This window comes from Pseudomonas prosekii, assembly GCF_900105155.1.
Lineage (GTDB): Bacteria > Pseudomonadota > Gammaproteobacteria > Pseudomonadales > Pseudomonadaceae > Aquipseudomonas > Aquipseudomonas prosekii.
Map to the genome: position 1 here is coordinate 612668 of NZ_LT629762.1, position 25617 is coordinate 638284.

General features: G+C 61.2%; 20 protein-coding genes and 3 tRNA genes. 1 reads left to right on the top strand and 22 read right to left on the bottom strand.

The window, feature by feature from the left end; all coding sequences use genetic code 11:
• Positions 1-142: 142 nt before the first annotated feature.
• The 22 genes from BLU01_RS02835 to leuC all read right to left on the bottom strand — a co-directional run bounded on the left by BLU01_RS02835 (position 143) and on the right by leuC (position 24569).
• Positions 143-2566, bottom strand: a complete 2424-nt coding sequence (locus BLU01_RS02835; RefSeq protein ID WP_092270534.1) for a TonB-dependent receptor — start codon at positions 2564-2566, stop codon at positions 143-145.
• Positions 2567-2633: 67 nt separating this feature from the next.
• Positions 2634-3545 (bottom strand): FecR domain-containing protein, encoded by a 912-nt coding sequence (locus tag BLU01_RS02840; RefSeq protein ID WP_092281446.1) that lies wholly within the window; start codon positions 3543-3545, stop codon positions 2634-2636.
• Positions 3546-3580: 35 nt separating this feature from the next.
• Positions 3581-4090, bottom strand: a complete 510-nt coding sequence (locus tag BLU01_RS02845) for a sigma-70 family RNA polymerase sigma factor (protein WP_092270537.1) — start codon at positions 4088-4090, stop codon at positions 3581-3583.
• Positions 4091-4351: 261 nt separating this feature from the next.
• Positions 4352-4428, bottom strand: a tRNA-Asp gene (locus BLU01_RS02850).
• Positions 4429-4521: 93 nt separating this feature from the next.
• A tRNA-Asp gene (locus BLU01_RS02855) sits at positions 4522-4598 on the bottom strand.
• Between the two features lie 55 nt (positions 4599-4653).
• Positions 4654-4729 (bottom strand) — tRNA-Val (locus tag BLU01_RS02860).
• Between the two features lie 227 nt (positions 4730-4956).
• A complete protein-coding gene (locus tag BLU01_RS02865) occupies positions 4957-5733 on the bottom strand; it encodes an SDR family oxidoreductase (protein WP_092270540.1) in 777 nt (258 codons plus the stop codon).
• Positions 5730-6941 (bottom strand): O-succinylhomoserine sulfhydrylase, encoded by a 1212-nt coding sequence (locus BLU01_RS02870; RefSeq protein ID WP_092270543.1) that lies wholly within the window; start codon positions 6939-6941, stop codon positions 5730-5732. The genes BLU01_RS02865 and BLU01_RS02870 overlap by 4 nt, the downstream gene beginning before the upstream one ends.
• Positions 6942-7114: 173 nt before the next feature.
• Positions 7115-8620 carry an amidophosphoribosyltransferase gene (gene purF, locus BLU01_RS02875; RefSeq protein WP_092270546.1) on the bottom strand — a complete coding sequence of 502 codons (1506 nt, stop codon included), beginning with the start codon at positions 8618-8620 and terminating at the stop codon, positions 7115-7117.
• Positions 8621-8661: 41 nt separating this feature from the next.
• Positions 8662-9222, bottom strand: coding sequence for a CvpA family protein (locus tag BLU01_RS02880; RefSeq protein WP_092270549.1), 561 nt, complete (start codon positions 9220-9222; stop codon positions 8662-8664).
• A 264-nt stretch (positions 9223-9486) separates the two neighbouring features.
• Positions 9487-10164, bottom strand: a complete 678-nt coding sequence (locus BLU01_RS02885; RefSeq protein WP_092270552.1) for an SPOR domain-containing protein — start codon at positions 10162-10164, stop codon at positions 9487-9489.
• Complete coding sequence (gene folC / locus BLU01_RS02890) at positions 10148-11455, bottom strand: bifunctional tetrahydrofolate synthase/dihydrofolate synthase (RefSeq protein ID WP_092270555.1); 1308 nt, start codon at positions 11453-11455, stop codon at positions 10148-10150. Before folC ends, BLU01_RS02885 begins: the two co-directional genes overlap by 17 nt.
• Positions 11452-12372 carry an acetyl-CoA carboxylase, carboxyltransferase subunit beta gene (gene accD / locus BLU01_RS02895; protein ID WP_092270558.1) on the bottom strand — a complete coding sequence of 307 codons (921 nt, stop codon included), beginning with the start codon at positions 12370-12372 and terminating at the stop codon, positions 11452-11454. Before accD ends, folC begins: the two co-directional genes overlap by 4 nt.
• 188 nt (positions 12373-12560) lie before the next feature.
• Positions 12561-13190 carry a phosphoribosylanthranilate isomerase gene (locus BLU01_RS02900; RefSeq protein ID WP_092270561.1) on the bottom strand — a complete coding sequence of 210 codons (630 nt, stop codon included), beginning with the start codon at positions 13188-13190 and terminating at the stop codon, positions 12561-12563.
• A gap of 63 nt (positions 13191-13253) precedes the next feature.
• On the bottom strand, positions 13254-14078 hold the full coding sequence (gene truA, locus BLU01_RS02905; RefSeq protein ID WP_092270564.1) for a tRNA pseudouridine(38-40) synthase TruA: 825 nt from the start codon (positions 14076-14078) through the stop codon (positions 13254-13256).
• Positions 14079-15005: 927 nt separating this feature from the next.
• Positions 15006-17759 (bottom strand): FimV/HubP family polar landmark protein, encoded by a 2754-nt coding sequence (locus BLU01_RS02910; RefSeq protein ID WP_092270567.1) that lies wholly within the window; start codon positions 17757-17759, stop codon positions 15006-15008.
• A 171-nt stretch (positions 17760-17930) separates the two neighbouring features.
• Positions 17931-18941, bottom strand: coding sequence for an aspartate-semialdehyde dehydrogenase (locus BLU01_RS02915; protein WP_092270570.1), 1011 nt, complete (start codon positions 18939-18941; stop codon positions 17931-17933).
• 260 nt (positions 18942-19201) lie between these two features.
• Positions 19202-20314: an aspartate-semialdehyde dehydrogenase gene (asd, locus tag BLU01_RS02920; protein ID WP_092270573.1), complete on the bottom strand. Its 1113-nt coding sequence runs from the start codon at positions 20312-20314 to the stop codon at positions 19202-19204.
• Between the two features lie 69 nt (positions 20315-20383).
• On the bottom strand, positions 20384-21466 hold the full coding sequence (gene leuB, locus BLU01_RS02925) for a 3-isopropylmalate dehydrogenase (RefSeq protein ID WP_092270576.1): 1083 nt from the start codon (positions 21464-21466) through the stop codon (positions 20384-20386).
• Between the two features lie 107 nt (positions 21467-21573).
• Complete coding sequence (locus tag BLU01_RS02930; protein ID WP_092270579.1) at positions 21574-22341, bottom strand: class I SAM-dependent methyltransferase; 768 nt, start codon at positions 22339-22341, stop codon at positions 21574-21576.
• A 157-nt stretch (positions 22342-22498) separates the two neighbouring features.
• Complete coding sequence (gene leuD / locus BLU01_RS02935; RefSeq protein WP_092270582.1) at positions 22499-23140, bottom strand: 3-isopropylmalate dehydratase small subunit; 642 nt, start codon at positions 23138-23140, stop codon at positions 22499-22501.
• A 10-nt stretch (positions 23141-23150) separates the two neighbouring features.
• Positions 23151-24569, bottom strand: a complete 1419-nt coding sequence (gene leuC / locus BLU01_RS02940; protein WP_092270585.1) for a 3-isopropylmalate dehydratase large subunit — start codon at positions 24567-24569, stop codon at positions 23151-23153.
• Positions 24570-24723: 154 nt separating this feature from the next.
• On the opposite strand from leuC, the gene BLU01_RS02945 reads away from it, so the two are divergent.
• Positions 24724-25614 (top strand): LysR family transcriptional regulator, encoded by an 891-nt coding sequence (locus BLU01_RS02945; protein ID WP_092270587.1) that lies wholly within the window; start codon positions 24724-24726, stop codon positions 25612-25614.
• The last annotated feature ends 3 nt before the right edge of the window (positions 25615-25617 follow it).

The following is a 25617-nucleotide window of genomic DNA, read 5'->3' on the forward strand; positions in this document are numbered from 1 at the left end:
CACAGGGACTGCATGCTGCCTGAGAAGCGCCGCTGACACTGTGGGAGCCGAGCTTGCTCGCGAAGGCGTCAGACCAGCCTTGAACTGCTCCCTGAACCACCACTCCCGCCAGCAAACCTCTCCCCCAAAAAACCCAACCAACTCAGAAATCAACAGTCGCCGACAGCAAATACGTGCGCGGTGTCGACAGCGTCAACCCTGGCTCGCTGTCATCCGACGCGCCCGCAGAACTCCAATAGCGCTTGTTCGCCACGTTCTCGATATTGCCGCGCAAGGTGATGCGCTTATCGTCGACCTTGAACGCATACCGCGCGCCGACATCCAGGCGTGTCCAGGCATCGATTTCCTTGACGTTGGACTGGTCCAGATATTGCGAACTCGAATAGATCCCGCGACTGGTCAGCGTCAGGCCCTCAACGTTCGGAATATCGTATTCGGCCCCCAGATTGACGTTGTATTTCGGCGTGGCCGGCGCGCGGTTGCCGTCGAAGGTGCCGTTGGTGGTCTGCTTCAGTTCGCTGTCGATGTACATCACGCCGCCGAGCAGGCGCACACCTTTGAGCGGCTCGCCAAACATGCTGATTTCCGCACCGGTGTTTTCGCGTTTGCCGTTCGGGCCGAACACGCGGGTGTTGGCGTTGGTCTCGTAAGCCGGTTGCTTGATGCGGAACACCGCCGCGGTCACCGCGAACGGCCCCGCGTCATACTTGGCGCCGACTTCGACCTGACGACTGATGAACGGAGGGAAGATTTCGTCCTCGTTCACCGAAGTCGATGGCGCGATTTTGCCCTGGCTCAAACCTTCCATGTAGTTGGCGTACAGCGACAGCTTGTCGGTGGCCTTGAACAGAATGCCGCCCGATGGCGAGACCTTTTCCTCGTCGTAAGCGGTGTCGCCCTTGACGTTGTCCGACCAGTCGTCGACCTTCACCCGCTGCCAGCGTGCGCCGAGGGTCAGCAATACGCGGTCATCAAAAAAGCCGAGGGTGTCGGACAACGCCACGCCGCTGAAGCGGTTTTCGGTGTAGACCTTCGCGTCCTGGCGCGTCGGATTGTTCGGCGTCGGCGTGGCCACCGGGTTGTAGAGATTGCTCGGAGATGCGGCATAACGGGCGCCACCGTTCTCGAAATCCATATAAAAATAACTGGCCGCCAGATTCACCTCATGGCTGACCGGGCCGGTGTGAAACCAGTTGCGCACGCCGGCGTTGGCGGTGCGCACGTTTTCGTCACGGGTAAAATCACGCGGCTGCACGCTGAAATCGCCACGGTCATTGGTGATCGAAACCGCATGCCGAAGAAAATCGTGGTTACTTTTGCGCGCGCCGACGCCGCCGTAGAGCATCACCGAATCGCTGACGTCGAACTCACCGTTGACCGTGCCGAACGTGTCCCTGGTCCGCGCCTGGCTCCAGGCCTGCGCATAGTTGCGGCGCACGTCGCTGGCGTGTGGCACCTGGGCGTTGGCGCCGACAATCACCCGCTCCTGCGGGGCGTCGGTGTCGCGCTCGGTGTGCCCGACATCCGTCGACAGGCGCAGCCGTTCACCGCGAAAATCCAGGCCCAACACAGCCATGTCGCGGTCGACGCTCTGGTGATCCCACTCGGTGTCGCCGGACTGTTTCACGCCGTTGAAACGAATGCCGAACTTGTCATCCTCACCAAAGCGCCGGCCGATATCCACGGCGCCGCCGAGCTGATTGTTCGACGCATAGCTGCCGGCAAACGAGGTGATCGGCGCATCGGTCGCGCGTTTCGGCACCACGTTGATGCCGCCACCGACGCTGCCGCGCGGCGAGATGCCGTTAATCAACTGGCTCGGGCCTTTGAGAATGTCGACGCGGTCAGCCATTTCCATGTCGATGGTATAAGTCGGCAGGATGCCATACAGACCGTTGTAGGAAACATCGCTATTGAACAGGCTGAGCCCGCGAATAGTGAACTGCTCGTAGCGCCCGCCCGCCGGGTTGGTCGCTCGAACCGATGGATCGCTGGCCACCAGATCGCCCAAGGTCCGCGCCTGCAGATTCTTCACCGCTTCAGCGGTGTAAGTGGTGATGCTGAAAGGGGTTTCCATGAAATCTTTCGAGCCGAGCAACCCCTGCGAACCGCGCCGCGCAACCTGGCCGCCAGCGTAAGGCTCGCCCTCGACACCGCCAGTCGCGCCGAGAATCGAGGTGGGCGCCAGTTGCAGGCTGCTGCCCTCCGGCGCCGGGGTCAGGATGTACGCCTGATCGCCGACGGCCTGCAATTGCAGGCCCGAGCCCTGCAACAACTGCGCGAAACCCTCCTCAACCGCGAAATCACCGGACAGCCCCGGACTGGTGCGACTGCCAACCAGTGCCGGGTCGACCGACAAGTTGACCCCGGCCAACCCGGCAAACCGCGTCAACGCCGCGCTGAGGCTACCCGCCGGAACTTGATAACTGCGTTTGGAGCCGTCGTCGGCCCACGCGGTGGCGATGAAAAATGGACTGGCGCTCAGGCTCAGCAACAGACTCAAGTGCACCAACGGGCGCAGGCGGAATGGAGCCGAACGTGTACTGCTGGGCATCACTGCGGGCATTGAAAGTCTCTCTGATTTCGTTTCACTTGCCTTGAATGACCAGCGACGCGAAAAAAGGGGACATGCGTTAAACACTATTTTTGCGCGGCAGCAGCGTTACCCAATAGCGCGTGCGCGAGTGCACCTCGATCGGCAGGCTCGCCGCCAGCAGCGCGAGGATGCGGTCGGTGTCGTCGAGACGAAAACTGCCAGTGACCCGCAGCGATTCCAGCTCCGGCTCCCAACGCAGCACGCCCGGTCGATAGCTGCTGAGTTCGCGCAGGAAATCGCCCAACGGCTGGTTCTGCGCCATCAGCACACCGTCGCGCCAGCCGGGAGCCAGCACATCAAACGGCTCGACGTTGCCGGCACCGGCCGCCCGCAGGCTGACCTGCTGGCCACCGCGCAGCGAGAACACCGGACCGCGCAGAGGCTGCAATTGCACCGCGCCCTTGCGCACCGAAACCTTGCAGCCGCTTGCACCCTGGCGCACGCAGACTTCGCTTTGGCTGACGACAATCTGCCCGAAGTGCGTCTGGATCGTCAGCGGCTTAGTCCCCGGCACATTCAGCGCGATCTCGCCCTCGACAAGTTTCAGCAGACGCTTGCTCAGATCGATATCTACGGCGCTCGCGGTGTTCAGTTGCAGCGAACTGCCATCGGTCAATTGGACTTTTTTGCCTTCCCCGGTCGCCGTCCGCAGGTCGGCGCTCCAGACGTCCAGCGGCAATTGCCGGCTGATCAGCCACGCTGCCGGCACCAGCGCCACCGCACCGACCGCGCGTTTGATCACCGTGCGCCGACTTGGCTGCGGTCGGTCGAGGCTGGCCATGGCGAGGGCTGACGGCAGATCGGCGAAACGCTGGCGGAGCATTTGCGCTTTCTGCCAGGCCTGTTCGTGGGTGCTGTGGCTGTCGCGCCAGCGCTGCAACTCGGCGCGATCCTGGTCACTGGCGGAACCGGATTCGACCAGCGCGAGCCAGCGTGCAGCCGCCCGCATGATTTGGCGAGTTTCGGCCAAGGGTGCAGAACCATTCACAATTCCACCAGCAAGCAATGTTCGTACGCTTGGGCCATGTAGCGTTTGATCGTGCGTTCGGAGACTTGCAGGCGTTCGGCGATTTCCTGATACCCAAGGCCTTCGAGTTGGCTCCAGAGAAATGCGCGGCGGACCGGGCGTGGCAGACCGTCGAGCAATTCGTCGAGCGCTTGCAGGGTTTCCAGCAGTATCCAGCGCTGTTCCGGGGACGGCACGCAGTCTTCGGGCAACAGCGCCAATGCATTCAGATAGGCTTGTTCGAGGCTGCGGCGTTTGTAGAAGTTGCTCAGCAGGCGCTTGCCGACGGTGGCCAGATAGGCGCGGGGTTCTTGCAGGTCGGCGATGCTTTGCGAGCTGGCGAGCAGGCGCAGGAAGGTGTCCTGGCTCAAGTCCGCCGCGTCATGGCCATTGCCCATGCGGCGTCTCAACCAACTTTCGAGCCAGCCACGATGGTCGCGGTACAGGTCGTGGAAAGTGTGTCCCGTCGGCATCGCTGCATCACTCATTTCAAGAAGCCCTGTACCAAGGAGTTAGCGCAAATGAGAGTGATTCTAATTAATGTCGGCGCAGCGAAGGAAGCGCTTTATGCGTTGGTGGGGCAGAAAGATTGAGCAGAGGGAAATTGAAGGAGGGAAAAGCCAAATCGCAGACACAAAAAACCCCGGTCTTTCGACCAGGGTCTTTGCTATCGACTCGAATCAAGCGCTGGTATTAGCAACTGCTTTTCTTCGTAGCTCCAAGGCGTTCAGTGGGCCTTGAGGCAGATATGGCGCAGCGGACGGGACTCGAACCCGCGACCCCCGGCGTGACAGGCCGGTATTCTAACCGACTGAACTACCGCTGCGTATCGCTTTGGACTTGCGTCCAAGTAACTCGTCTGACTGGAAGCTTCGAGGCTTTCAATCTCGAACCAGAAAAAACTCTGATTCGGAAAATATGGCGCAGCGGACGGGACTCGAACCCGCGACCCCCGGCGTGACAGGCCGGTATTCTAACCGACTGAACTACCGCTGCGCGTCGGTGGAGGCTTTTAAAGGCTTCCATCTTGCTTGCGCAAGACTCTCGGAAGTGGTGGGTGATGACGGGATCGAACCGCCGACATTCTGCTTGTAAGGCAGACGCTCTCCCAGCTGAGCTAATCACCCGTTTGCATCTCCGAGGCCGCGAAATTTACGCAGGTAGCGAACCTAAGTCAATAGCAGGATTGAAGTTTTTCTGAAAAAGACAAAATCGTGTCATTCGCAACAGCATCAGCACGGTGGGACCGCCTTCGCGAGCAAGCTCGCTCCCACAGTGGATTGCGTTTCAATGTGGGAGCGAGCTTGCTCGCGAAGGCGGCGGCACATTCAATACCTGTATGCGCCTATGCGAATCACTCGGTGTAAATCATCTTCTTGGTCATGCCACCATCGACCACAAACTCTTGCCCGGTAACAAACCCGGCATTCCTCGACAGCAACCACGCCACCATCGCCGCCACATCTTCGACCGTCCCTACCCTACCCGCCGGGTGCTGCGCGTGATCCGCTTCGGTCAGCGGCTCAGCACGGCGCTCACTCGGGTCGCGCGCATCGATCCAGCCAGGGCTGACCGCGTTGACGCGAATCTCCGGGCCGAGGCTGATCGCCAACGCGTGCGTCAGCGCCAACAAACCGCCCTTGCTCGCCGCGTAAGCCTCGGTGTCTGGCTCCGACTGCCCGGCGCGGGTCGAGGCCAGGTTGACGATCGAACCGTTGTGCGCGCGCAGGTACGGTGCGCAGTGCTTGGCCAGCAACATCGGGCCGCTGAGGTTGACCGCCAGCACGCGATTCCAATACGCCAGATCCAGACTTTCCAGAGTGATGTTGTGCGGATCGGCAATTGCCGCGTTGCACACCAGCGCATCCAGACGCCCAAATTGCCCCAAGACCTCGGCGACGCCCAGCGCCACCTGACTTTCGTTGGACACGTCCATGGCGATAAACCAGGCGTTGTCGCCCAGCACCTTCGCCACTTTCGAGCCGCGCGCGCGGTCCAGGTCAGTCAGCACCACTTGCCAGCCTACGCTGATCAGCCATGCCGCGATGCCCAGCCCGATGCCGCGCGCAGCGCCGGTTACCAGTGCGACGCGGCCATGGCTGCCAGTGCTTGGCGTGGACAACTCGATCACAAGGCAGCCAGCCCGCGTGCCAGATCGGCTTGCAGGTCGGCTACGTCTTCGAGGCCGACCGCGATGCGGATCAGGCTGTCACGAATGCCCGCCGCTTCACGTTCCTGCGGCGCCAGACGGCCGTGGGAAGTGGTGCTCGGGTGAGTGATGGTGGTTTTGGTGTCGCCCAGGTTGGCGGTGATCGAAATCAGCCGCGTCGCATCGATAAAGCGCCACGCGCCCTCCTTGCCACCCTTGACCTCGAAGCTCACCACCGCGCCGAAGCCCTTCTGCTGGCGCTGCGCCAGTTCGTGCTGCGGATGGCTCTTGAGGCCGGCGTAATGGACTTTCTCGATGCCGTCCTGCTGCTCCAGCCACTCGGCCAGTTGCTGGGCGTTGGCGCAATGCGCTTTCATCCGCAGGTTCAAGGTTTCCAGACCTTTGAGAAAGATCCACGCGTTGAACGGGCTGAGGGTCGGCCCGGCAGTGCGCAGAAAACCGACGATTTCTTTCATCTGCTCGCTGCGACCGGCCACAACGCCGCCCATGCAACGGCCCTGGCCGTCGATGAACTTGGTCGCCGAGTGCACAACGATGTCTGCACCGAGCTTCAGCGGCTGCTGCAACGCCGGGGTGCAGAAGCAGTTGTCGACCACCAGCATCGCGCCTTTGGCGTGAGCGATTTTCGACAGTTCGGCGATATCGACCAACTCGGCGAGCGGGTTGGACGGCGATTCGACGAAGAGCAATTTGGTGTTGGATTTGATCGCCGCATCCCAGCCGGACAGGTCGGCCAACGGCACGTAATCGACTTCGACGCCGAAGCGTTTGAAGTATTTTTCGAACAGGCTGATGGTCGAACCGAACACACTGCGCGAAACCAGCACGTGGTCGCCGGCACTGCACAGGCTCATCACCACCGCCATGATCGCGGCCATGCCAGTGGCCGTCGCGACCGCTTGCTCGGCGCTTTCCAGCGCGGCGATGCGCTCTTCGAACGCACGCACGGTCGGGTTGGTGTAACGCGAGTAGACGTTGCCCGGCACTTCGCCGGAGAAGCGCGCCGCCGCATCGGCAGCGGTGCGGAATACGTAGCTGGAAGTGAAGAACATCGGATCACCGTGTTCGCCTTCCGGCGTACGGTGCTGACCGGCGCGTACGGCCAGGGTATCGAACGCTACGCCATCGAGGTCGCTGTCCAGCCGACCGGCATCCCAATCCTGACTCATGCTGTCACTCCTTGCCTTGCTCTTGATAGATACAAAACCGGCCTGGAGGGAACACCCGTTATTGTAGGAGCGAGGCTTGCCCGCGAAGGGGTCGCCACATTCAACATCACTGTTGCCTGTGACACCGCCTTCGCGGGCAAGCCTCGCTCCCACAGTTACAGGCCGGTGGTTACTCAGTTGTTATACAGATCAATGATCGCGCTGACTGCCTGAGTCTTGACCTTGGAGGCATCGTTGCGAGCCTGCTCGATCTTGTTCAGGTAAGCCTCGTCGACGTCGCCAGTGACGTACTTGCCGTCGAACACCGCGCAATCGAAGTTTTCGATTTTGATCTTGCCGCCGCCGACCGCTTCGATCAAGTCAGGCAAGTCCTGATAGATCAGCCAATCGGCACCGATCAGGTCAGCCACGTCCTGGGTCGAACGGTTGTGGGCGATCAGCTCGTGGGCGCTCGGCATGTCGATGCCGTAGACGTTCGGGTAACGAACGGCCGGGGCCGCAGAGCAGAAGTAGACGTTTTTCGCGCCGGCTTCACGGGCCATCTGGATGATCTGCTTGCAAGTGGTGCCGCGCACGATCGAGTCATCGACCAGCATCACGTTCTTGCCGCGGAATTCCAGTTCAATGGCGTTGAGCTTCTGGCGTACGGATTTTTTCCGTGCTGCCTGGCCCGGCATGATGAACGTGCGGCCGATGTAGCGGTTCTTCACGAAACCTTCGCGGAACTTCACGCCCAAGTGGTTCGCCAGTTCCAGTGCCGCCGTGCGGCTGGTGTCCGGAATCGGGATGACCACGTCGATGTCGTGCTCGGGACGCTCGCGCAGGATCTTCTCGGCGAGTTTTTCGCCCATGCGCAGACGCGCCTTGTAGACCGACACGCCGTCGATGATCGAGTCCGGACGCGCCAGGTACACGTGTTCGAAAATGCACGGCGTCAGCGAAGGATTGTTCGCGCACTGACGGGTGTGCAGCTTGCCGTCTTCAGTGATGTAGACCGCTTCGCCCGGTGCCAGGTCGCGGATCAGGGTGAAACCGAGCACGTCCAGCGAGACGCTTTCGGAAGCGATCATGTACTCGACGCCTTCGTCGGTGTGACGCTGGCCAAACACAATCGGGCGGATACCGTGCGGGTCGCGGAAACCGACGATGCCGTAACCGGTGATCATCGCGACAACGGCGTAACCACCAACACAACGGTTGTGCACGTCAGTCACGGCGGCGAACACGTCTTCTTCAGTCGGCTGCAACTTGCCGCGCTGGGCCAGTTCGTGCGCGAACACGTTGAGCAACACTTCGGAATCGGAGTTGGTGTTGACGTGACGCAGGTCAGATTCGTAAATCTCCTTGGCCAACTGTTCAACGTTGGTCAGGTTACCGTTGTGCGCCAGGGTGATGCCGTAAGGCGAGTTGACGTAAAACGGCTGAGCTTCGGCCGACGTCGAGCTGCCTGCGGTCGGATAGCGCACATGGCCAATGCCCATGTGGCCGACGAGGCGCTGCATGTGACGCTGATGAAACACGTCACGCACCAGACCGTTGTCCTTGCGCAGGAATAAGCGGCCATCATGGCTTGTGACGATACCGGCAGCGTCCTGGCCGCGGTGCTGGAGCACGGTTAGCGCGTCATACAGCGCCTGATTGACGTTCGACTTACCGACGATACCGACGATGCCACACATGCGACGCAACCCCTACTTAATGGATCTGAACTGAACAACACTCACTGTGGCGTTTTCGCCGACGGCAAGAGTTGCTCCTTGAACGGTATCTCAGCGGGTACGCTGATACCGCTGGCAAGCCACTGACTGCTCCACCCCAGAATCAGGTTTTTGGACCAATCTGCGACCAATAAAAATTTTGGCACTAGCTGTGATTCTTTCCACCAGCTGTCCTGCTGTACCGGCCCCAGGCTCAACAGCCCGACCGCCACGACCACCAGCAACACGCCACGCGCGGCGCCGAAGGCCATGCCGAGGAATCGATCAGTCCCGGAGAGCCCGGTGACGCGAACCAATTCGCCGATAAGATAATTGATCATTGCGCCTACGATTAACGTGGCGACAAACATGATGGCGCAGCCCGTGATCACACGAGCCGAAGGCGTTTCGATGTATCCGGCGAGGTACTCGGACAATGAACCACCGAACATCCAGGCAACGACTCCTGCGATGATCCAGGTCACCAGCGATAATGCTTCTTTGACGAAGCCGCGGCTCAGACTGATCAATGCGGAGATGGCGACGATTGCAACGATCGCCCAGTCAACCCAGGTAAATGGCACAGTGCAGCCTACAGACGGATAAGGCGGCGCATTTTAGCAGAGCCCATGCTTATCGGTAAGCTGCGATTGTCAGTGCATTTCAAATCGGCGTGATAGCCACAACCCTTTGTAGCAGCTGGCGAAGCCTGCGTCCGGCTGCGCAACGGTAGCAACATCAGCCACCGCGATCTATCAAGTTGACCGCAGGTGCCGGTTTACGGCCGCTTCGCAGCCGGACGCAGCCTCGCAGGCTCGGCAGCTGCTACATCAGGCGCGGGGCGGCTGTTAGCCGCGTTCGGGCTGGAAGCGCACCACAAAACCTTTGAGATTTTGCTGGCGGCCGAGCAGATCACGCAGGCGATCAGCCTCGGCACGCTCGATCAGCGGACCGACAAACACCCGATTCTTGCCATCAGCCGTGCGGATGTAGGCGTTGTAACCCTGACTACGCAGGGATTTCTGCAGGCTTTCGGCACTGGCACGACTGGTCAGGCTGGCCAGTTGCACCGACCAGCTGACCGACAGGCCATTGGCATCGACGCGGCTTTGCGTGGTGTCGGGTTTTGCCGGGGCGGCGGCGATCGGCTGGGCTGGCGCCGGTTTGGCGACAGGTGCCGGTGGCGGCGTAACCGGTTTGGCCGCCGGTGCCGGGGCCGCAGCCACGGGCGCAGCAGGTGCGGCAGGTGCCGCAGGCGCGATCGGCATCGACGGGGCTTGCTGATCGGCAATCTCGTCGTCGCTCGGCACTGGTTCTTGCGGCAAGGCTTGCGGCTCGGGAACAACTACCGGTTCGACCTGCACTTGCGGCATCACCGGGGCCTGCGGCGCGGATGGCGCCTCGACCGTGACCTGACGCTGTTCATCCTGACGCGTGAACAGCATCGGCAAGAAAATCACTGCTAGCGCCACCAGAACCAGGGCTCCGACCATGCGCTGTTTGTACGACTTATCCAGCAAAGCCATTTGCCGCTTCCTCCGTGGAGCGCCGGGCCAGCCATTCAAGGGCCTCGGCAACACAATAAAATGATCCGAACAACAGAATCTCGTCGTCGCTCGTCGCCAGTGCGCACTGCCCTTCCAGGGCGGCCGCCACACTGCCATAGGACGTTACCGACGCGCCAAGGTTCTGCAACGCCGCGTGTAAATCCTCGACCGGCCGCGCTCGCGGTGAATCCAGCGGCGCCACGGCCCACGACTGGACACTAGCATTCAATTCGCCGACAACACCATCGAGGTCTTTGTCGGCAAGCAAACCGAACACCGACAGGCGTTTGCCCTTCGGCGGACGACTGGCCAGACGCCGCGCCAGGTACTGCGCTGCGTGCGGGTTGTGCCCAACATCCAGCAACACATTCAGCGACTTGCCGTGCCAGTTGAACTGGCGGCGATCGAGTCGGCCGACGATGCGCGTCGCTTGCAGCGCTTGAACAATCTGCGCGTGCTGCCACGGCAAACCGATCAGCAAATAGGCCTGCAACGCCAGCGCGGCGTTTTCCATCGGCAAATCGAGCAACGGCAGATCACGCAGCTCGACCACCTGGCCCTGTGCGTCAACGCCGCGCCATTGCCAGTGGTGATCGGTGATGCCGAGGTCAAAATCGCGCCCACGCAGAAACAACGGGCAAGCCAGCTCGCGCGCCTTGTCCAGCAGAGGTTGCGGGGGATTGAGATCGCCACACAGCGCCGGCGCGCCCTGGCGGAAAATGCCGGCCTTCTCGTAGGCGACGGACTCGCGGGTATCGCCCAGGTAATCGACGTGATCGACGCCAATGCTGGTGACCAGCGCGATGTCGGCATCCACTACGTTGACCGTGTCCAGACGTCCGCCGAGGCCGACTTCCAACACCACGGCATCGAGGTTGGCTTGCTGAAACAGCCAGAACGCCGCGAGCGTGCCCATTTCAAAGTAGGTCAGGGTCGTTGCGCCCCGACCGGCTTCGACTGCCGCAAACGCTTCGCACAGCGCGGCGTCAGTGGCTTCGACGCCGTTGACCTGCACCCGCTCGTTGTAACGCAGCAGGTGCGGAGAACTGTAGACACCCACATTGAGGCCTTGCGCACGCAGCAATGCAGCGACGAATGCGCACGTGGAACCCTTGCCGTTGGTGCCCGTGACCGTAATCACCCGTGGCGCCGGCTTGCCCAGTCCCATGCGGGACGCTACCTCTTGCGAGCGCGCCAGGCCCATGTCGATGGCCGAAGGGTGCAACTGCTCAAGGTAGGCGAGCCATTCGCCAAGGGTACGTTGGGTCATATGTTGGCAGGTACCGGCGGAATCTCGATCGGCTCGATCGGCGCGGCGACGAACTTCGGCGTCGGCAGGCCCATCATTTGTGCCAGCAGGTTGCCCAGACGTGGGCGCAGTTCCTGACGGTGCACGATCATGTCGATCGCGCCGTGCTCCAGGAGGAATTCGCTGCGCTGGAAGCCTTCCGGCAGTTTTTCGCGCACGGTTTGCTCGATAACGCGTGGACCGGCGAAACCGATCAGGGCTTTCGGCTCACCAACGATAACGTCGCCGAGCATCGCCAGGCTGGCGGAAACGCCGCCGTAGACCGGGTCAGTCAGGACCGAGATGAACGGAATGCCTTCTTCGCGCAGACGCGCCAGTACCGCCGAGGTCTTGGCCATTTGCATCAACGAGATCAGCGCTTCCTGCATCCGCGCACCACCGGAGGCGGCGAAGCAGATCATCGGGCATTTGTTTTCCAGCGCGTAGTTGGCGGCGCGAACAAATCGCTCACCGACGATGGCGCCCATCGAGCCGCCCATGAAGGAGAATTCGAACGCCGAAACCACCACTGGCATGCCCAGCAAAGTGCCGCTCATGGAGATCAGTGCGTCTTTCTCGCCGGTAGCCTTCTGCGCGGCGGTCAGGCGATCCTTGTACTTCTTGCCGTCGCGGAATTTCAGACGGTCAACCGGCTCCAGGTCCGCGCCCAGTTCGGCACGGCCTTCAGCGTCGAGGAAAATGTCGATACGCGCACGCGCGCCGATACGCATGTGGTGGTTGCACTTGGGGCATACGTCCAGGGTCTTTTCCAGCTCCGGACGATACAGCACCGCCTCGCACGACGGGCATTTGTGCCACAGACCTTCAGGCACCGAGCTCTTCTTGACCTCGGAACGCATGATCGAAGGGATCAGTTTGTCTACTAACCAGTTGCTCATGCTTTCTTTCTCCAGTACCGGCGGCCCGAACGCTTTGGTTCGCAGCCCCGCGTATGCCCTTGAGCTAAATTCATGTGTGTGGCGATGATCGTTGAGTTGCCGGGTCAGCGAGACTGACCTGCGTACCGCTCAAAAACCCTCAGCCGTGCCTGCTTTGTGCAGCGCAGTGCATTTTGGGACGGCGGCAGTTAGCCAGCCGTCACATCACGTATCGCTTTGATAAATGCCTGAATCTTTGCGTGATCCTTGATGCCCTTGCTCGCCTCCACCCCGCCGCTGACGTCCACGGCATACGGCCGGACCCGAGCGATGGCGGCGGCGACGTTGCCGGGGTTGAGACCGCCGGCGAGGATGATCGGTTTGCTCAGGCCTTGCGGTATCAAAGACCAGTCGAACGCTTCGCCGGTTCCGCCCGGCACGCCTTCTACATAAGCGTCGAGCAGAATGCCGCTGGCGCCCGGGAAGGCCTCGCACGCCGCGCGAATGTCGTCTCCGGCCTTGACCCGCAACGCCTTGATGTACGGGCGGTTCCAGCCTTCGCAGTCCTCGGCCGGTTCGTCACCGTGAAACTGCAACAGGTCCAGCGGCACGGCGTCGAGGATTTCGCCCAACTCGCAGCGGCTGGCGTTGACGAACAAACCCACGGTAGTGACGAATGGCGGCAAGGCTTTGATGATCGCCCTCGCCTGCTGGAACGTCACTGCCCGTGGGCTCTTGGCGTAGAACACAAATCCGATGGCATCGGCCCCGGCCTCGACTGCCGCCAACGCGTCTTCGATGCGGGTAATCCCGCAAATCTTGCTGCGAACGGCTGACATGTCGATAAAACCTCAGGGCTAATCCGAGAAAGTCCCGGATGGTAACAAATGCGTTCGAGGGCGTCAGCCGTCAAGTTCGCTGAAGCCGGTCAGGAAGTGCGGGCCGATGTAGCGCTCGGGCAACGGGAACTCGTCCCGATATTCGACCTGCACCAGATACAGGCCGTACGGGTGAGCGGTCACGCCGCCGGAACGCCGAATGCGGCTCTCCAATACTTCTTTCATCCACTCCACCGGGCGCTCGCCGGACCCGATGGTCATCAGCACGCCGGCAATGTTGCGCACCATGTGATGCAGGAACGCGCTGGCGCGGATGTCGAGCACGATCATTTTGCCGTGACGACTCACGCGCAAATGGTGCAATTGCTTGATCGGCGATTTGGCCTGACATTGCCCGGCGCGGAAGGCGCTGAAGTCGTGGGTGCCGACCAGATATTGCGCAGCTTCGGCCATGCGCTCGACGTCGAGCGGGCGGTGATTCCAGGTGATTTCTTCGTTGAGGTGCGCCGGGCGGATCTGATCGTTGTAGATCACGTAGCGATAGCGGCGGGCGATGGCTTTGAACCGCGCGTGGAAATCCGCAGGCATGACCTTGGCCCAACTGACGCTGACGTCGTGCGGCAAATTGATGTTGGCGCCCATGACCCAGGCTTTCAGCGAGCGCTCGACCTGGGTGTCGAAATGCACCACCTGCCCGCAGGCGTGCACGCCCGCATCGGTCCGCCCGGCGCAATGCAGCGACACCGGCGAATCGGCGACTTTGGACAGGGCATTTTCCAGGGTTTCCTGCACGGTCAACACACCGGAAGCCTGCCGCTGCCAGCCGCGATAACGCGAGCCTTTGTACTCGACGCCCAACGCGATGCGGTAAAAACCGTCAGCCGCCATTTCGGCGGCCGGATTATCTATATTTGCCAAGGGGTGACAGCCTGCTGATAAACGCAAAGGCGGGCATTATAAGGCCGCCGGTTCGCGACGCCAGAGGTGAGTGGGATTGCGCTGGTGTTGATGGCGATTGTTGAGGCAAAGCAAAACCTGCGGGAGAACAACTGTAGGAGCCGAGCTTGCTCGCGAAGTGGCCGGCACATTCAGCAAATTTGTTGGCCGATAGACCGCCATCGCGAGCAAGCTCACTCCTACAGGGGGTTTGTGGTGGGGCTTGGAATTTCGTCCAACAGATAACCTGTGGGAGCCGAGCTTGCTCGCGATGGGGGCGGCACATTCAGCAAATTTGTTGGCCGATAGACCGCCATCGCGAGCAGGCTCACTCCTACAGGGGATTTGTGGCAGGGCTTGGAATTTCGTCCAACAGATAACCTGTGGGAGCCGAGCTTGCTCGCGATGAGGGCGGCACATTCAGCGAATTTGGTGGCTGATAGACCGCCATCGCGAGCAGGCTCACTCCTACAGGGGATTTGTGGTGGGGCTTGGAATTCCTGTGCAACAGATAACCTGTGGGAGCCGAGCTTGCTCGCGATGGGGGCGGCACATTCAGCGAATTTGGTGGCTGATGGACCGCCATCGCGAGCAAGCTCAGCTCCTACAGGGGGTTTGTGGTGGGGCTTGGAATTCCGTCCGACAGATGACCTGTGGGAGCCGAGCTTGCTCGCGATGGGGGTGGCACATTCAGCAAATTTGGTGGCTGATGGACCGCCATCGCGAGCAAGCTCGGCTCCCACAGGGGATTGGGGTGAGCCTCGCCCCTGTAGGAGTGAGCCTGCTCGCGATGGCGATAGGCCTGACGCCTTCGCATTCGCGCGCAAACAAAAACGGCAGCCTCTATGGGCTGCCGTTTTTTTCCATCTCACCGTTGCATCAGATCAGGCGCGAGAGCATTTCCTGCGCTTCTGTCTTTTGCCCGGCGTCGCCCTCGGTCACGACTTCGTTGAGGATGTCGCGGGCGCCGTCGCTGTCGCCCATGTCGATGTAGGCCTGGGCCAGGTCGAGTTTGGTGGCGACTTCGTCGGTGCCCGAGAGGAAGTCGAACTCAGGCTCGTCATCCATCGATGCCGCGGCGTCGGCTTCGGTGAAGCTCGGTTCGCCGATGCTTTGGGACAGACGATCCAGCTCGGCGTTGACGTCGTCGAGCTCAGTGGTGAACGCGTCTTTCGGTTCAGCGACGTCCATTTCATCGGCCAGCGACAAGTCGAAATCCGCAGGCAATTCCAGATCGTCGAGGGCAGCTTCGTTCGGCGTTGGTGTTTCGACGGGGGGCAGGTCTTTCACGCCGTCGTCGAGGTCGAGCAGGAAGTCATCTTCGGCCAAAGTGGCTGGCGACGCTTCGGCGCCGAGGTCCAGGTCCAGATCGAAGTCCGACAGGTCGTCGAGGTTTTCCTTGATTTCAGTCTGCTGTTGCAGCACCGACTCAAAGCTCAAATCGTCGTCCAGCGGGAATTCGTCCAGCTCGGCCGCAGGCGTCGGTTCCGGGATCGGCGCAACCACGGCTGGCGAAGCGTTTTCCAGATCATCCAGGCTCAGATCGAACGCGCTGTCCAGATCATCCTCAGCCGGGGCCGGCGTTTCTGGCTCATCCAGCAGCAGTTCCTTGACGTACTGCGCGTCCAGTTCGGCGGCGATGGCGGCGGCTGCGATGCCACCGGCTGCGGCCAGGGCCATGGCCGGGAAACGACTTTTCAACTGCTCGACCTGGGCGAAGTTATCACCCGTGGCCACCAGTTGACGCTCCTGAGCGACGAACGCATCGCGATCGCCCTGCTGACCATACACTTCCATCAGTTTCAGGCGCAGGTCGCTGCGTTGCGGCTCTTGCTTGATGCCGTCTTCGAGCAACGCGGCGGCCTGATTAAAGCGACCGGCGTTGATGTGCGATTGCGCGTGGGCCAGCACGTCGTCATTGCGTTCACCGGCAGGCGCGACCAGCGGCGCAGCGATCGGTGGCGTAACGATGACCGGTGCAATAACAGGCGCCGGGGCCGGCACAGGTTGGGTAATCGGCGCTGGAATCGGTGATGGCGCCTTGGCCAGTTTCACCGCTGGCGGCGGAACTTCCAGACCTTCAAAGCTGCTTTCCGGCAGGTCTTGCTCAGGGGAAAACTCCTGCTCTTCCGCCAGCGCGCGGGCCATGCGCACATGCTTTTCAGCTTCTTGCTGGGCTTTGCGGCGACGGGCCAGGAGCAATAGCAACAACAGCAGCACAATCGCGCCGCCGCCGAGCAGCCCCAGCAGAATCGGGTTGGTCAGCAGGTCATTGAATGTGCGCTCATCGTCCACCGCAGGGGTCGGCACGACCGGCGTCTCGCCAGTGGCCGGCACCGGTGAAGCTTCCGGCGCTGCTTCAGGCGCGGTCACTACCGGCGCCGGCGTTCCCGGTGCCGCTTCAGTCGGCAGCGTTTCAGCCGTCGAGGCGTCAGCAGGTGCAGTGCCGGGCGCTGGCGTCAGCTCAGCGGAAATCGCCGGAGCAGTCGCCACTTCCGGCGTGACCGGGATCGCCGGATCAACCGGCGCACCTGCCGCACCAGCGGCACCTGCCGCACCTACTCCACCCGCCGCGCCATCAGCCTGCAGCTTGGCCAGTTGGTTGTTTTTCAGCTCGATCAGGCGTTGCAGCTTGTCCAGCTGACTTTGCAGATCGGTCATGCGGCTTTTCAGTTCGGCGTTGTCACGACGGGTCGTGTCGAGGCTTTCCTGAGTGACCGCAAGTTTATTGCTGAGATTCTTCGCGTCGCCAGCAGCGCCCTTGGCGCCCTTCTTCGCGGCATCGGCCGAGACCAGGCTCAGGTTGTCTTTTGCTTCCTGAGTCGAAGGTGCATCGCCGCGACCACGATTGGTCGCATCAAGTTGCTGCTGGCCAGTGCCAGGCTTGGCCACGTAGCGGCGACCTTCGCGCCACGCGGCGTTTTGCGCGGCGACTTCGGCGATGGCTTTAGGCTGCGGCAGGCTGGTGCTCTGCACCTGATCCGGCATGCGCAGGACCTGGCCGGTTTTCAGCAAGTTGATGTTGCCGTTGATAAACGCCTGCGGGTTCAGCGCCTGAATGGCCAGCATGGTTTGCTGAACCGAACCGCCGTTGCGCGCCTTCGCGGCGATTTCCCAAAGGGTGTCGCGCGGCGTCGTGGTGTAGGTCTGCGATTGCGTGGCGCCGGTGGATGGCGCGATCACAGTTTGAGCCGGCGCAGGTTGCGCAGCCGCTTCGGCGGTTTGTGGGGAGAATTTCGAAGGATCAAGCAGCACGCTGTAATCGCGCAACAGGCGACCGTTCGGCCACATCACCTGAACCAGGAATTTCACCATCGGTTCAGAGAGCGGCTGACTCGACGTCACGCGCAGGATGCTTTTGCCGCTGGCGTTGAGCACCGGGGTGAAGGTCAGGTCGTTGAGGAAGGCCTGGCGATCAACCCCGGCCTTGGCGAAATCTTCCGGCGAGGCCAGGCTCGGCACCACTTCGGCAGCGGTGAGGTCCTTGACGTCGAGCAGCTCGATTTCGGCTACCAGCGGCTGGTTCAGCTGCGACTTCAGGGTCAGCTCCCCGAGCCCGAGGGCATGCGCCATACCGGAGGACAGCGCCGAGGCGGCCGCTATTGCTAACACCAGTTTGCGAACTTGAACCATAGCCTCATCCTTTGTTTGAACATTCCTCGGCCAGCGAGAAGGTATTGATAGTCGCTGCCGTAAGGCATTGCGCGCGGCGGCGAAGGGTCGTCGCGCGCGATCGTTTCGGTGCTGCTGCGCCAAGCATAGCGCTCGGCTAGAATCATTCGACAAATTGTTGCCAAGTATCTTTTACAGCAGGTCTTTTATCAACAATTCGGCCACCTGCACAGCATTGAGGGCCGCGCCTTTGCGTACGTTATCTGACGTCAGCCAGACATTAAGTTCCGACAGGTCGTCGACTCCGCAGCGCACGCGCCCCACGTAGACCACATCCTGCCCCACCGCGTCACCTACCGGCGTCGGATAATCACCCGCTTCCACCAGTTCGATGCCCGGCGCGTCTTCGAGCGCGGCATTCACTTTTGCCAGATCGACGGCGCTGGATGACTGCAGGGTCACGCTAAAGCTATCGCCGAAAAACACCGGGGCTTGAATGCAAGTGGCGGAAATCTTTAATAAAGGTAGCTCAATGACCTGACGCAGCTCGCGCACCAGGCGTTTTTCCAGCAGCGTATGGCCCTGTTCGTCAGGTTTACCGACTTGGGCGAGCAGGTTGAAAGCCATTTGCCGATCGAAAAAAGTCGGCTCCAGCGGGCGCACGTTGAGCAGTTCGGCGGTCTGCCGGGCAAGCTCGGTCACGGCTTCGCGGCCCTGGGCGGACACGGCGAGGCTGGCGGTGACGTTGACGCGCTGCAAGTCGATCACTGCCAGCAACGGCGCGAGTACCACGGCCAAGGTGGTTGCCGATGGGCTCGGGCTGCTGACCATGAATGGTTTTTTCAGACCGGCGAGCACGTGGGCATTGGCTTCGGGCACCACTTGCGGCGCTTGTTCGGCGGACAAGGCGCCGGACAGGTCGATCACCGAGCAGCCGGCTGCCGTGGCGCGCGAGGCGAAACTCAGGGTGACGGCAGGACCGGCGGCGAAGAACACCAGTTGCACCTTGCTGAAATCGAACTCGTCGACTTCACGCACGCGCACGTTTTTGCCGCGAAATGGCACCGAATGCCCGGCCGATTCGCTGCTGGCCAGCAAGTGCAGGTTGCCGACCGGGAAATCGCGTTCTTCGAGAATCTGCACGAGCGTTTCGCCGACAGTTCCGGTGGCGCCGATCACGGCAATATCAAAGGACTGGCTCATGGTTCTACCTCAGGCGAAACGGGGGGAGCGGCACTTTACCGGGTGGTTGGCGTGCAGGCAATTCGACTGGGGATTTGTGGCGCCCGTGCCGACCTCTTCGCGGGCAAGCCTCGCTCCTACAGTTTTTTTGTCGCACGCGGGATATGAATACCAACCGTAGGAGCGAGGCTTGCCCGCGAAGAGGCCTTCCCCAGCGACACATCACCCATAAAAAAACCCGCACCTCTTTCAAGGCGCGGGTTTTTCATTACTTCAGTCGATCAACGCTCAAGCAGGATCCGCAGCATACGGCGCAGCGGTTCGGCCGCGCCCCACAACAACTGGTCACCAACGGTGAACGCGCCGACGTACTGCGTGCCCATGTTCAGCTTGCGCAGGCGCCCAACCGGTACGTTCAGAGTGCCGGTGACTTTCGTCGGGCTCAGTTCCTGAATGCTCGCGTCACGGTGGTTTGGCACCAGTTTGACCCAAGGGTTGTGCTGGCTGATCAGCCCTTCGATGTCGGCGATCGGCACGTCTTTGTTCAGCTTGATGGTCAGCGCCTGGCTGTGGCAACGCATGGCGCCGATGCGCACGCAGATGCCGTCGACCGGGATCGGGCTCTTGAAGCGACCGAGGATCTTGTTGGTCTCGGCCTGGGCCTTCCACTCTTCGCGGCTCTGGCCGTTCGGCAGTTCCTTGTCGATCCACGGGATCAGGCTGCCGGCCAACGGTACGCCGAAGTTTTCAGTCGGGTACGCGTCGCTGCGCATGGCCTCGGCGACACGGCGGTCGATGTCGAGGATCGCGCTGGCCGGGTCTGCCAGTTGATCGGCGACCGCGGCATGGGTCGCGCCCATTTGCTTGATCAGTTCACGCATGTTCTGCGCGCCGGCACCGGAGGCCGCCTGATACGTCATGGCGCTCATCCACTCGACCAGACCGGCCTCGAACAGGCCGCCCAGACCCATCAGCATCAAGCTGACGGTGCAGTTGCCGCCGATGTAGTTCTTGGTGCCCGCGTCGAGCTGCTGGTCGATGACCTTGCGGTTCACCGGGTCCAGCACAATCACCGCGTCATCCTGCATGCGCAGGCTGGAAGCGGCGTCGATCCAGTAACCCTGCCAGCCGGCTTCACGCAGTTTGGGGAACACTTCGCTGGTGTAGTCGCCGCCCTGGCAAGTCAGAATCACGTCGAGGGTTTTCAGCTCTTCAATGCTGTAAGCGTCCTTGAGCGGAGCAATGTCCTTGCCCACGGAAGGGCCTTGGCCACCGACATTGGAAGTGGTGAAAAACACCGGTTCGATAAGATCGAAATCCTGCTCTTCCAGCATCCGCTGCATGAGCACGGAACCGACCATACCGCGCCAACCGATCAGACCTACACGTTTCATCGCAACTACACCTTCTTGAAAAAGTGGGCCGCTGCTTTCATGGGTGAAAGTGGCAGCGGGCCGGAGAGATTACAGATTCCGCAGCGCGGCGACTACTGCGTCGCCCATTTCCTGCGTACCGACTTTGGTGCAACCGTTCGACCAGATGTCGCCGGTGCGCAGGCCCTGATCGAGGACCAGACTGACGGCTTGTTCGATGGCATCGGCCGCAGCCTGCTGGTTGAAGCTGTAACGCAGCATCATCGACACCGACAGGATAGTCGCCAACGGGTTGGCAATGCCCTTGCCGGCGATGTCCGGCGCCGAACCGTGGCACGGCTCGTACATGCCCTTGTTATTGGTGTCGAGCGAGGCCGACGGCAGCATGCCGATCGAACCGGTGAGCATCGACGCCTGGTCCGACAGAATGTCGCCGAACAGGTTGTCGGTGACGATCACGTCGAATTGCTTCGGTGCGCGCACCAGTTGCATGGCGGCGTTGTCGACGTACATGTGGCTCAGTTCGACTTGCGGGTAATCCTTGGCCACTTGCTCGACGATTTCACGCCACAGTTGGCTGGACGCCAGCACGTTGGCCTTGTCCACCGAGCAGAGCTTTTTGCCGCGAACCATGGCCATGTCGAAACCGACACGAGCGATGCGGCGGATTTCGCTTTCGCTGTACGGCAGCGTGTCGTACGCCTGACGCTCGCCGTTTTCCAGGGTTCGGGTGCCGCGCGGCGCGCCGAAGTAGATGCCACCGGTCAGCTCACGGACGATCAGGATGTCGAGGCCGGCGACGATTTCCGGTTTCAGGCTCGAAGCTTCGGCGAGTTGCGGATAAAGGATCGCCGGGCGCAGGTTGCCGAACAGGCCCAGTTGCGCACGAATCTTCAGCAGACCGCGCTCAGGGCGGATGTCACGCTCGATGGTGTCCCATTTCGGGCCGCCGACGGCGCCGAGCAACACTGCATCGGCAGCGCGGGCGCGATCGAGGGTTTCGTCGGCCAGTGGCACGCCGTGTTTGTCGATGGCGGCGCCGCCGATGACGTCGTGGCTCAGTTCAAAGCCCAACGCGTACTTGTCGTTGGCCAGCTCCAACACCTTGACCGCTTCGGCCATGATTTCCGGGCCAATACCGTCACCTGGGAGAATCAGAATCTGCTTGCTCATGCTTTCCTCATGTCATCAGTCGGCGCGCCCGTGGGCACGCCCGGAAAAATTCTATTGTTCGGCCGCTATCGTGCGGCTGATATCGTGCGGCTGATATCGTTCAACGCTTAGCGTTCTGCAAACAGCACCAGCACATCTGTACTGAACGAACCATCGGCCTCAATTTCAAAATATTCGCGCACTTCGTTGCCCATCGATTTCTGCAATTCGAGGATCGCGGCGCGCATTACTTCGGGGGTGCGCATGCGCTCGACCCAACTGCGGTATTCCAGGCGCAGGCGCTGGCGGCTGGAGTTGCGTACATGCAACCCCGCCTCGCTGACCTGGCGCATCCACTCACCGGCATCGTAATCGCGCACGTGACTGGTGTCGCGCAGCACTTCGACGCTTTGCAGGTAGGTGTCGAACAACGGGCTGCCCGGCGACAACACATCGACAAACGCCGCCACGCCGCCCGGCTTCAGCACCCGGCGCACTTCGCGCAGGGCCAGGCCGAGGTCGCTCCAATGGTGCGCCGAATAACGGCTGAACACGAAGTCGAACTCGCCATCGGCAAACGGCAGGCGCTCGGCGGCGCCGTTGACCGTGGTGACGTTGCCGAAACCGCGCTCGCTCGCCGCTGCAGCAACCACGTCGAGCATTGGCTGGGACAGGTCGTAGGCGACCACTTCCTTGACCAGCGACGCCACGTGAAAACTCACGTGACCGGCGCCGCAACCCAGGTCCAGCACCCGCGCATCGCCGCGCCCGGCCAGTTCGGCCTGTAGCAGGGCAAATTCGGTGCCTTGCGCGTGGACCGCGCTGCTCAAGTAGGCCGAGGCCTGCTCACCGAATTGCTTTTGCACGACTTGGGAGTGCTGGGCGGTGCTGGTCATGGGACATCCTTTTTGGGGTTTAGCCTTGTGGTGTGTTGGCGGGCCTCTTCGCGGGCAAGCCTCGCTCCTACAGGGTTTTGTGAGCGACGCAAATCCAATGTGGGAGCCGAGCTTGCTCGCGATGGGGCCGGCACTGCCTACCGAAAACTACCGAAAATCAATCGCGGAACAACCACGGCTGGCTCGCCCGGTGCTTGCTTTCAAACGTCGCAATCGCTTCATGGTCCATCAAGGTCAGGCCAATATCGTCCAGACCATTCACCAGGCAATGCTTGCGAAACTCGTCCAGTTCAAAGCTGTAAGTTTTGCCATCCGGACGGGTCACGGTTTGTGCCTCCAGATCGACGGTCAACTGGTAACCCGGATTCGCTTCAACCTGCTGAAACAACTCATCCACTTCAGCGTCGGTGAGGATGATCGGCAGCAAGCCGTTCTTGAAGCTGTTGTTGTAGAAGATGTCGGCGTAGCTCGGCGCGATGATGCTGCGGAAACCGTATTCTTCCAGCGCCCACGGCGCGTGCTCACGGCTGGAGCCGCAACCGAAGTTCTCGCGGGCCAGCAACACGCTGGCGCCTTGGTAACGCTCGGCGTTGAGCACGAAATCCTTGTTCAACGGACGCTTGGAGTTGTCCTGATAGGCATACCCGACGTCCAGATAACGCCACTCGTCGAACAGGTTCGGGCCGAAACCGGTGCGTTTGATCGACTTCAGAAACTGCTTCGGAATGATCTGGTCAGTGTCGACGTTGGCTCGATCCAATGGCGCGACCAAACCGGTGTGTTGGGTAAAAGCTCTCATGTGCGGTTCCTCAGATCAGTTCGCGAACGTCGATGAAACGACCGTTGACGGCAGCCGCAGCGGCCATCGCCGGGCTGACCAGGTGGGTACGGCCACCGGCGCCCTGACGCCCTTCGAAGTTACGGTTGGAGGTCGAAGCGCAGTGCTCGCCCGACTCCAAACGGTCCGGGTTCATCGCCAGGCACATCGAGCAACCCGGTTCACGCCACTCGAAACCGGCTTCGAGGAAAATCTTGTCCAGGCCTTCCGCCTCGGCTTGCGCCTTCACCAGGCCCGAGCCCGGAACCACGATAGCTTGCTTGATCGTCGAAGCGACTTTGCGGCCCTTGGCGATCACCGCCGCAGCGCGCAAATCTTCGATCCGCGAGTTGGTGCAGGAGCCGATGAATACGCGGTCGAGCTGAATGTCGGTGATCGCCTGATTGGCGCTCAAACCCATGTATTTCAAAGCGCGTTCGATGGAACCGCGTTTGACCAGGTCCATTTCCTTCGCCGGGTCCGGCACGTTCTGATCCACCGCCAAGACCATCTCGGGCGAGGTGCCCCAGCTGACTTGCGGCTTGATCTGCGCCGCGTCGAGCTTGACCACAGTGTCGAACACCGCGTCCGCGTCGGACACCAGATCTTTCCAGGCTTCGACCGCCATGTCCCATTCCGCGCCTTTCGGGGCGAATGGACGACCCTTGACGTACTCGACGGTTTTTTCGTCGGCGGCGACCAGACCAACACGGGCACCCGCCTCGATCGACATGTTGCAAATGGTCATGCGGCCTTCGATCGACAAGTCGCGAATCGCGCTGCCGGCGAACTCGATGGCGTGGCCGTTACCGCCGGCGGTGCCGATCTTGCCGATCACCGCGAGGACGATGTCCTTGGCGGTGACGCCGAACGGCAAGGTGCCTTCGACCGAGACCAGCATGTTTTTCATTTTCTTCGCGACCAGGCACTGCGTGGCGAACACGTGCTCGACCTCGGATGTGCCGATGCCGTGGGCCAAGGCACCGAATGCGCCGTGGGTCGAGGTGTGCGAGTCGCCGCAAACCACGGTCATGCCCGGCAACGTTGCGCCCTGCTCCGGGCCGATCACGTGAACGATGCCCTGACGCACGTCGTTCATCTTGAATTCGGTGATGCCGTATTCGTCGCAATAGTCATCAAGGGTTTGCACCTGCAAACGCGAGACCTGATCAGTGATCGCTTCGATGCCGCCCTTGCGATCCGGGGTGGTCGGCACGTTGTGGTCCGGGGTGGCGATGATCGAATCGACGCGCCAAGGCTTGCGCCCGGCCAGACGCAGGCCTTCGAAAGCTTGGGGCGAAGTCACTTCATGGATGATGTGGCGGTCGATGTAGATCAGCGACGAGCCATCGTCGCGCCGTTTCACTTCATGCGAATCCCAGAGCTTGTCGTAAAGCGTTTTGCCGGCCATCAGACGGTCCTCATCAGCTTGTTTCTATTTTCTATGCCTTGGGTCGTGCAGCGGTTCAATAACCCCTTGGCTTGTGAGGCTGATCCTAGGGGGTTACATTAAATAACTCAAATTCATATTTTTCATGCTTTGGATAACCAACTGGAATACCACAATGGACCTGGCCAACCTCAACGCTTTTATCGCGATTGCCGAGACCGGAAGTTTCTCCGGCGCCGGCGAACGTTTGCACCTGACACAACCGGCAATCAGCAAACGCATCGCCGGGCTGGAGCAGCAATTGAAGGTGCGGCTGTTTGACCGCCTGGGCCGTGAAGTCGGCCTGACCGAGGCCGGACGCGCGCTGCTGCCGCGCGCTTATCAGATTCTCAATGTGCTGGACGACACCCGCCGCGCGCTGACCAACCTGACCGGCGAAGTGACCGGTCGTCTGACGCTGGCCACCAGTCATCACATCGGCCTGCACCGTTTGCCGCCGCTGTTGCGGGAGTTCACCCGCCGTTACCCACAAGTGGCGCTGGATATTCAGTTCCTCGATTCGGAAGTGGCCTACGAGGAAATTCTCCATGGCCGCGCCGAACTGGCGGTGATCACCCTGGCGCCGGAGCCACACACGCTGGTCAAAGCCACGCCAGTGTGGGACGACCCGCTGGATTTCGTGGTGGCACCCGAACACTCGCTGATCAGCAACGGCCCGGTCAGCCTCGCCGACATTGCCCTGCACCCGGCAGTCTTCCCCGGCGGCAACACCTTTACCCATCACATCGTGCAGCGCCTGTTCGAGGCTCAGGGCCTGACGCCGAACATCGCGATGAGCACGAATTATCTGGAAACGATCAAGATGATGGTCTCGATCGGCCTGGCCTGGAGCGTTTTGCCGCGCACCATGCTCGATGAACAAGTGGCGCGCATACCTTTGCCGGGCATACAGCTCACTCGCCAGCTAGGCTATATCTTGCACACGGAAAGGACGCTATCGAATGCGGCACGGGCCTTTATGGCCTTGCTGGATGCACAAATTGATCTGCCAGGGAGCCACGGCTGAGTT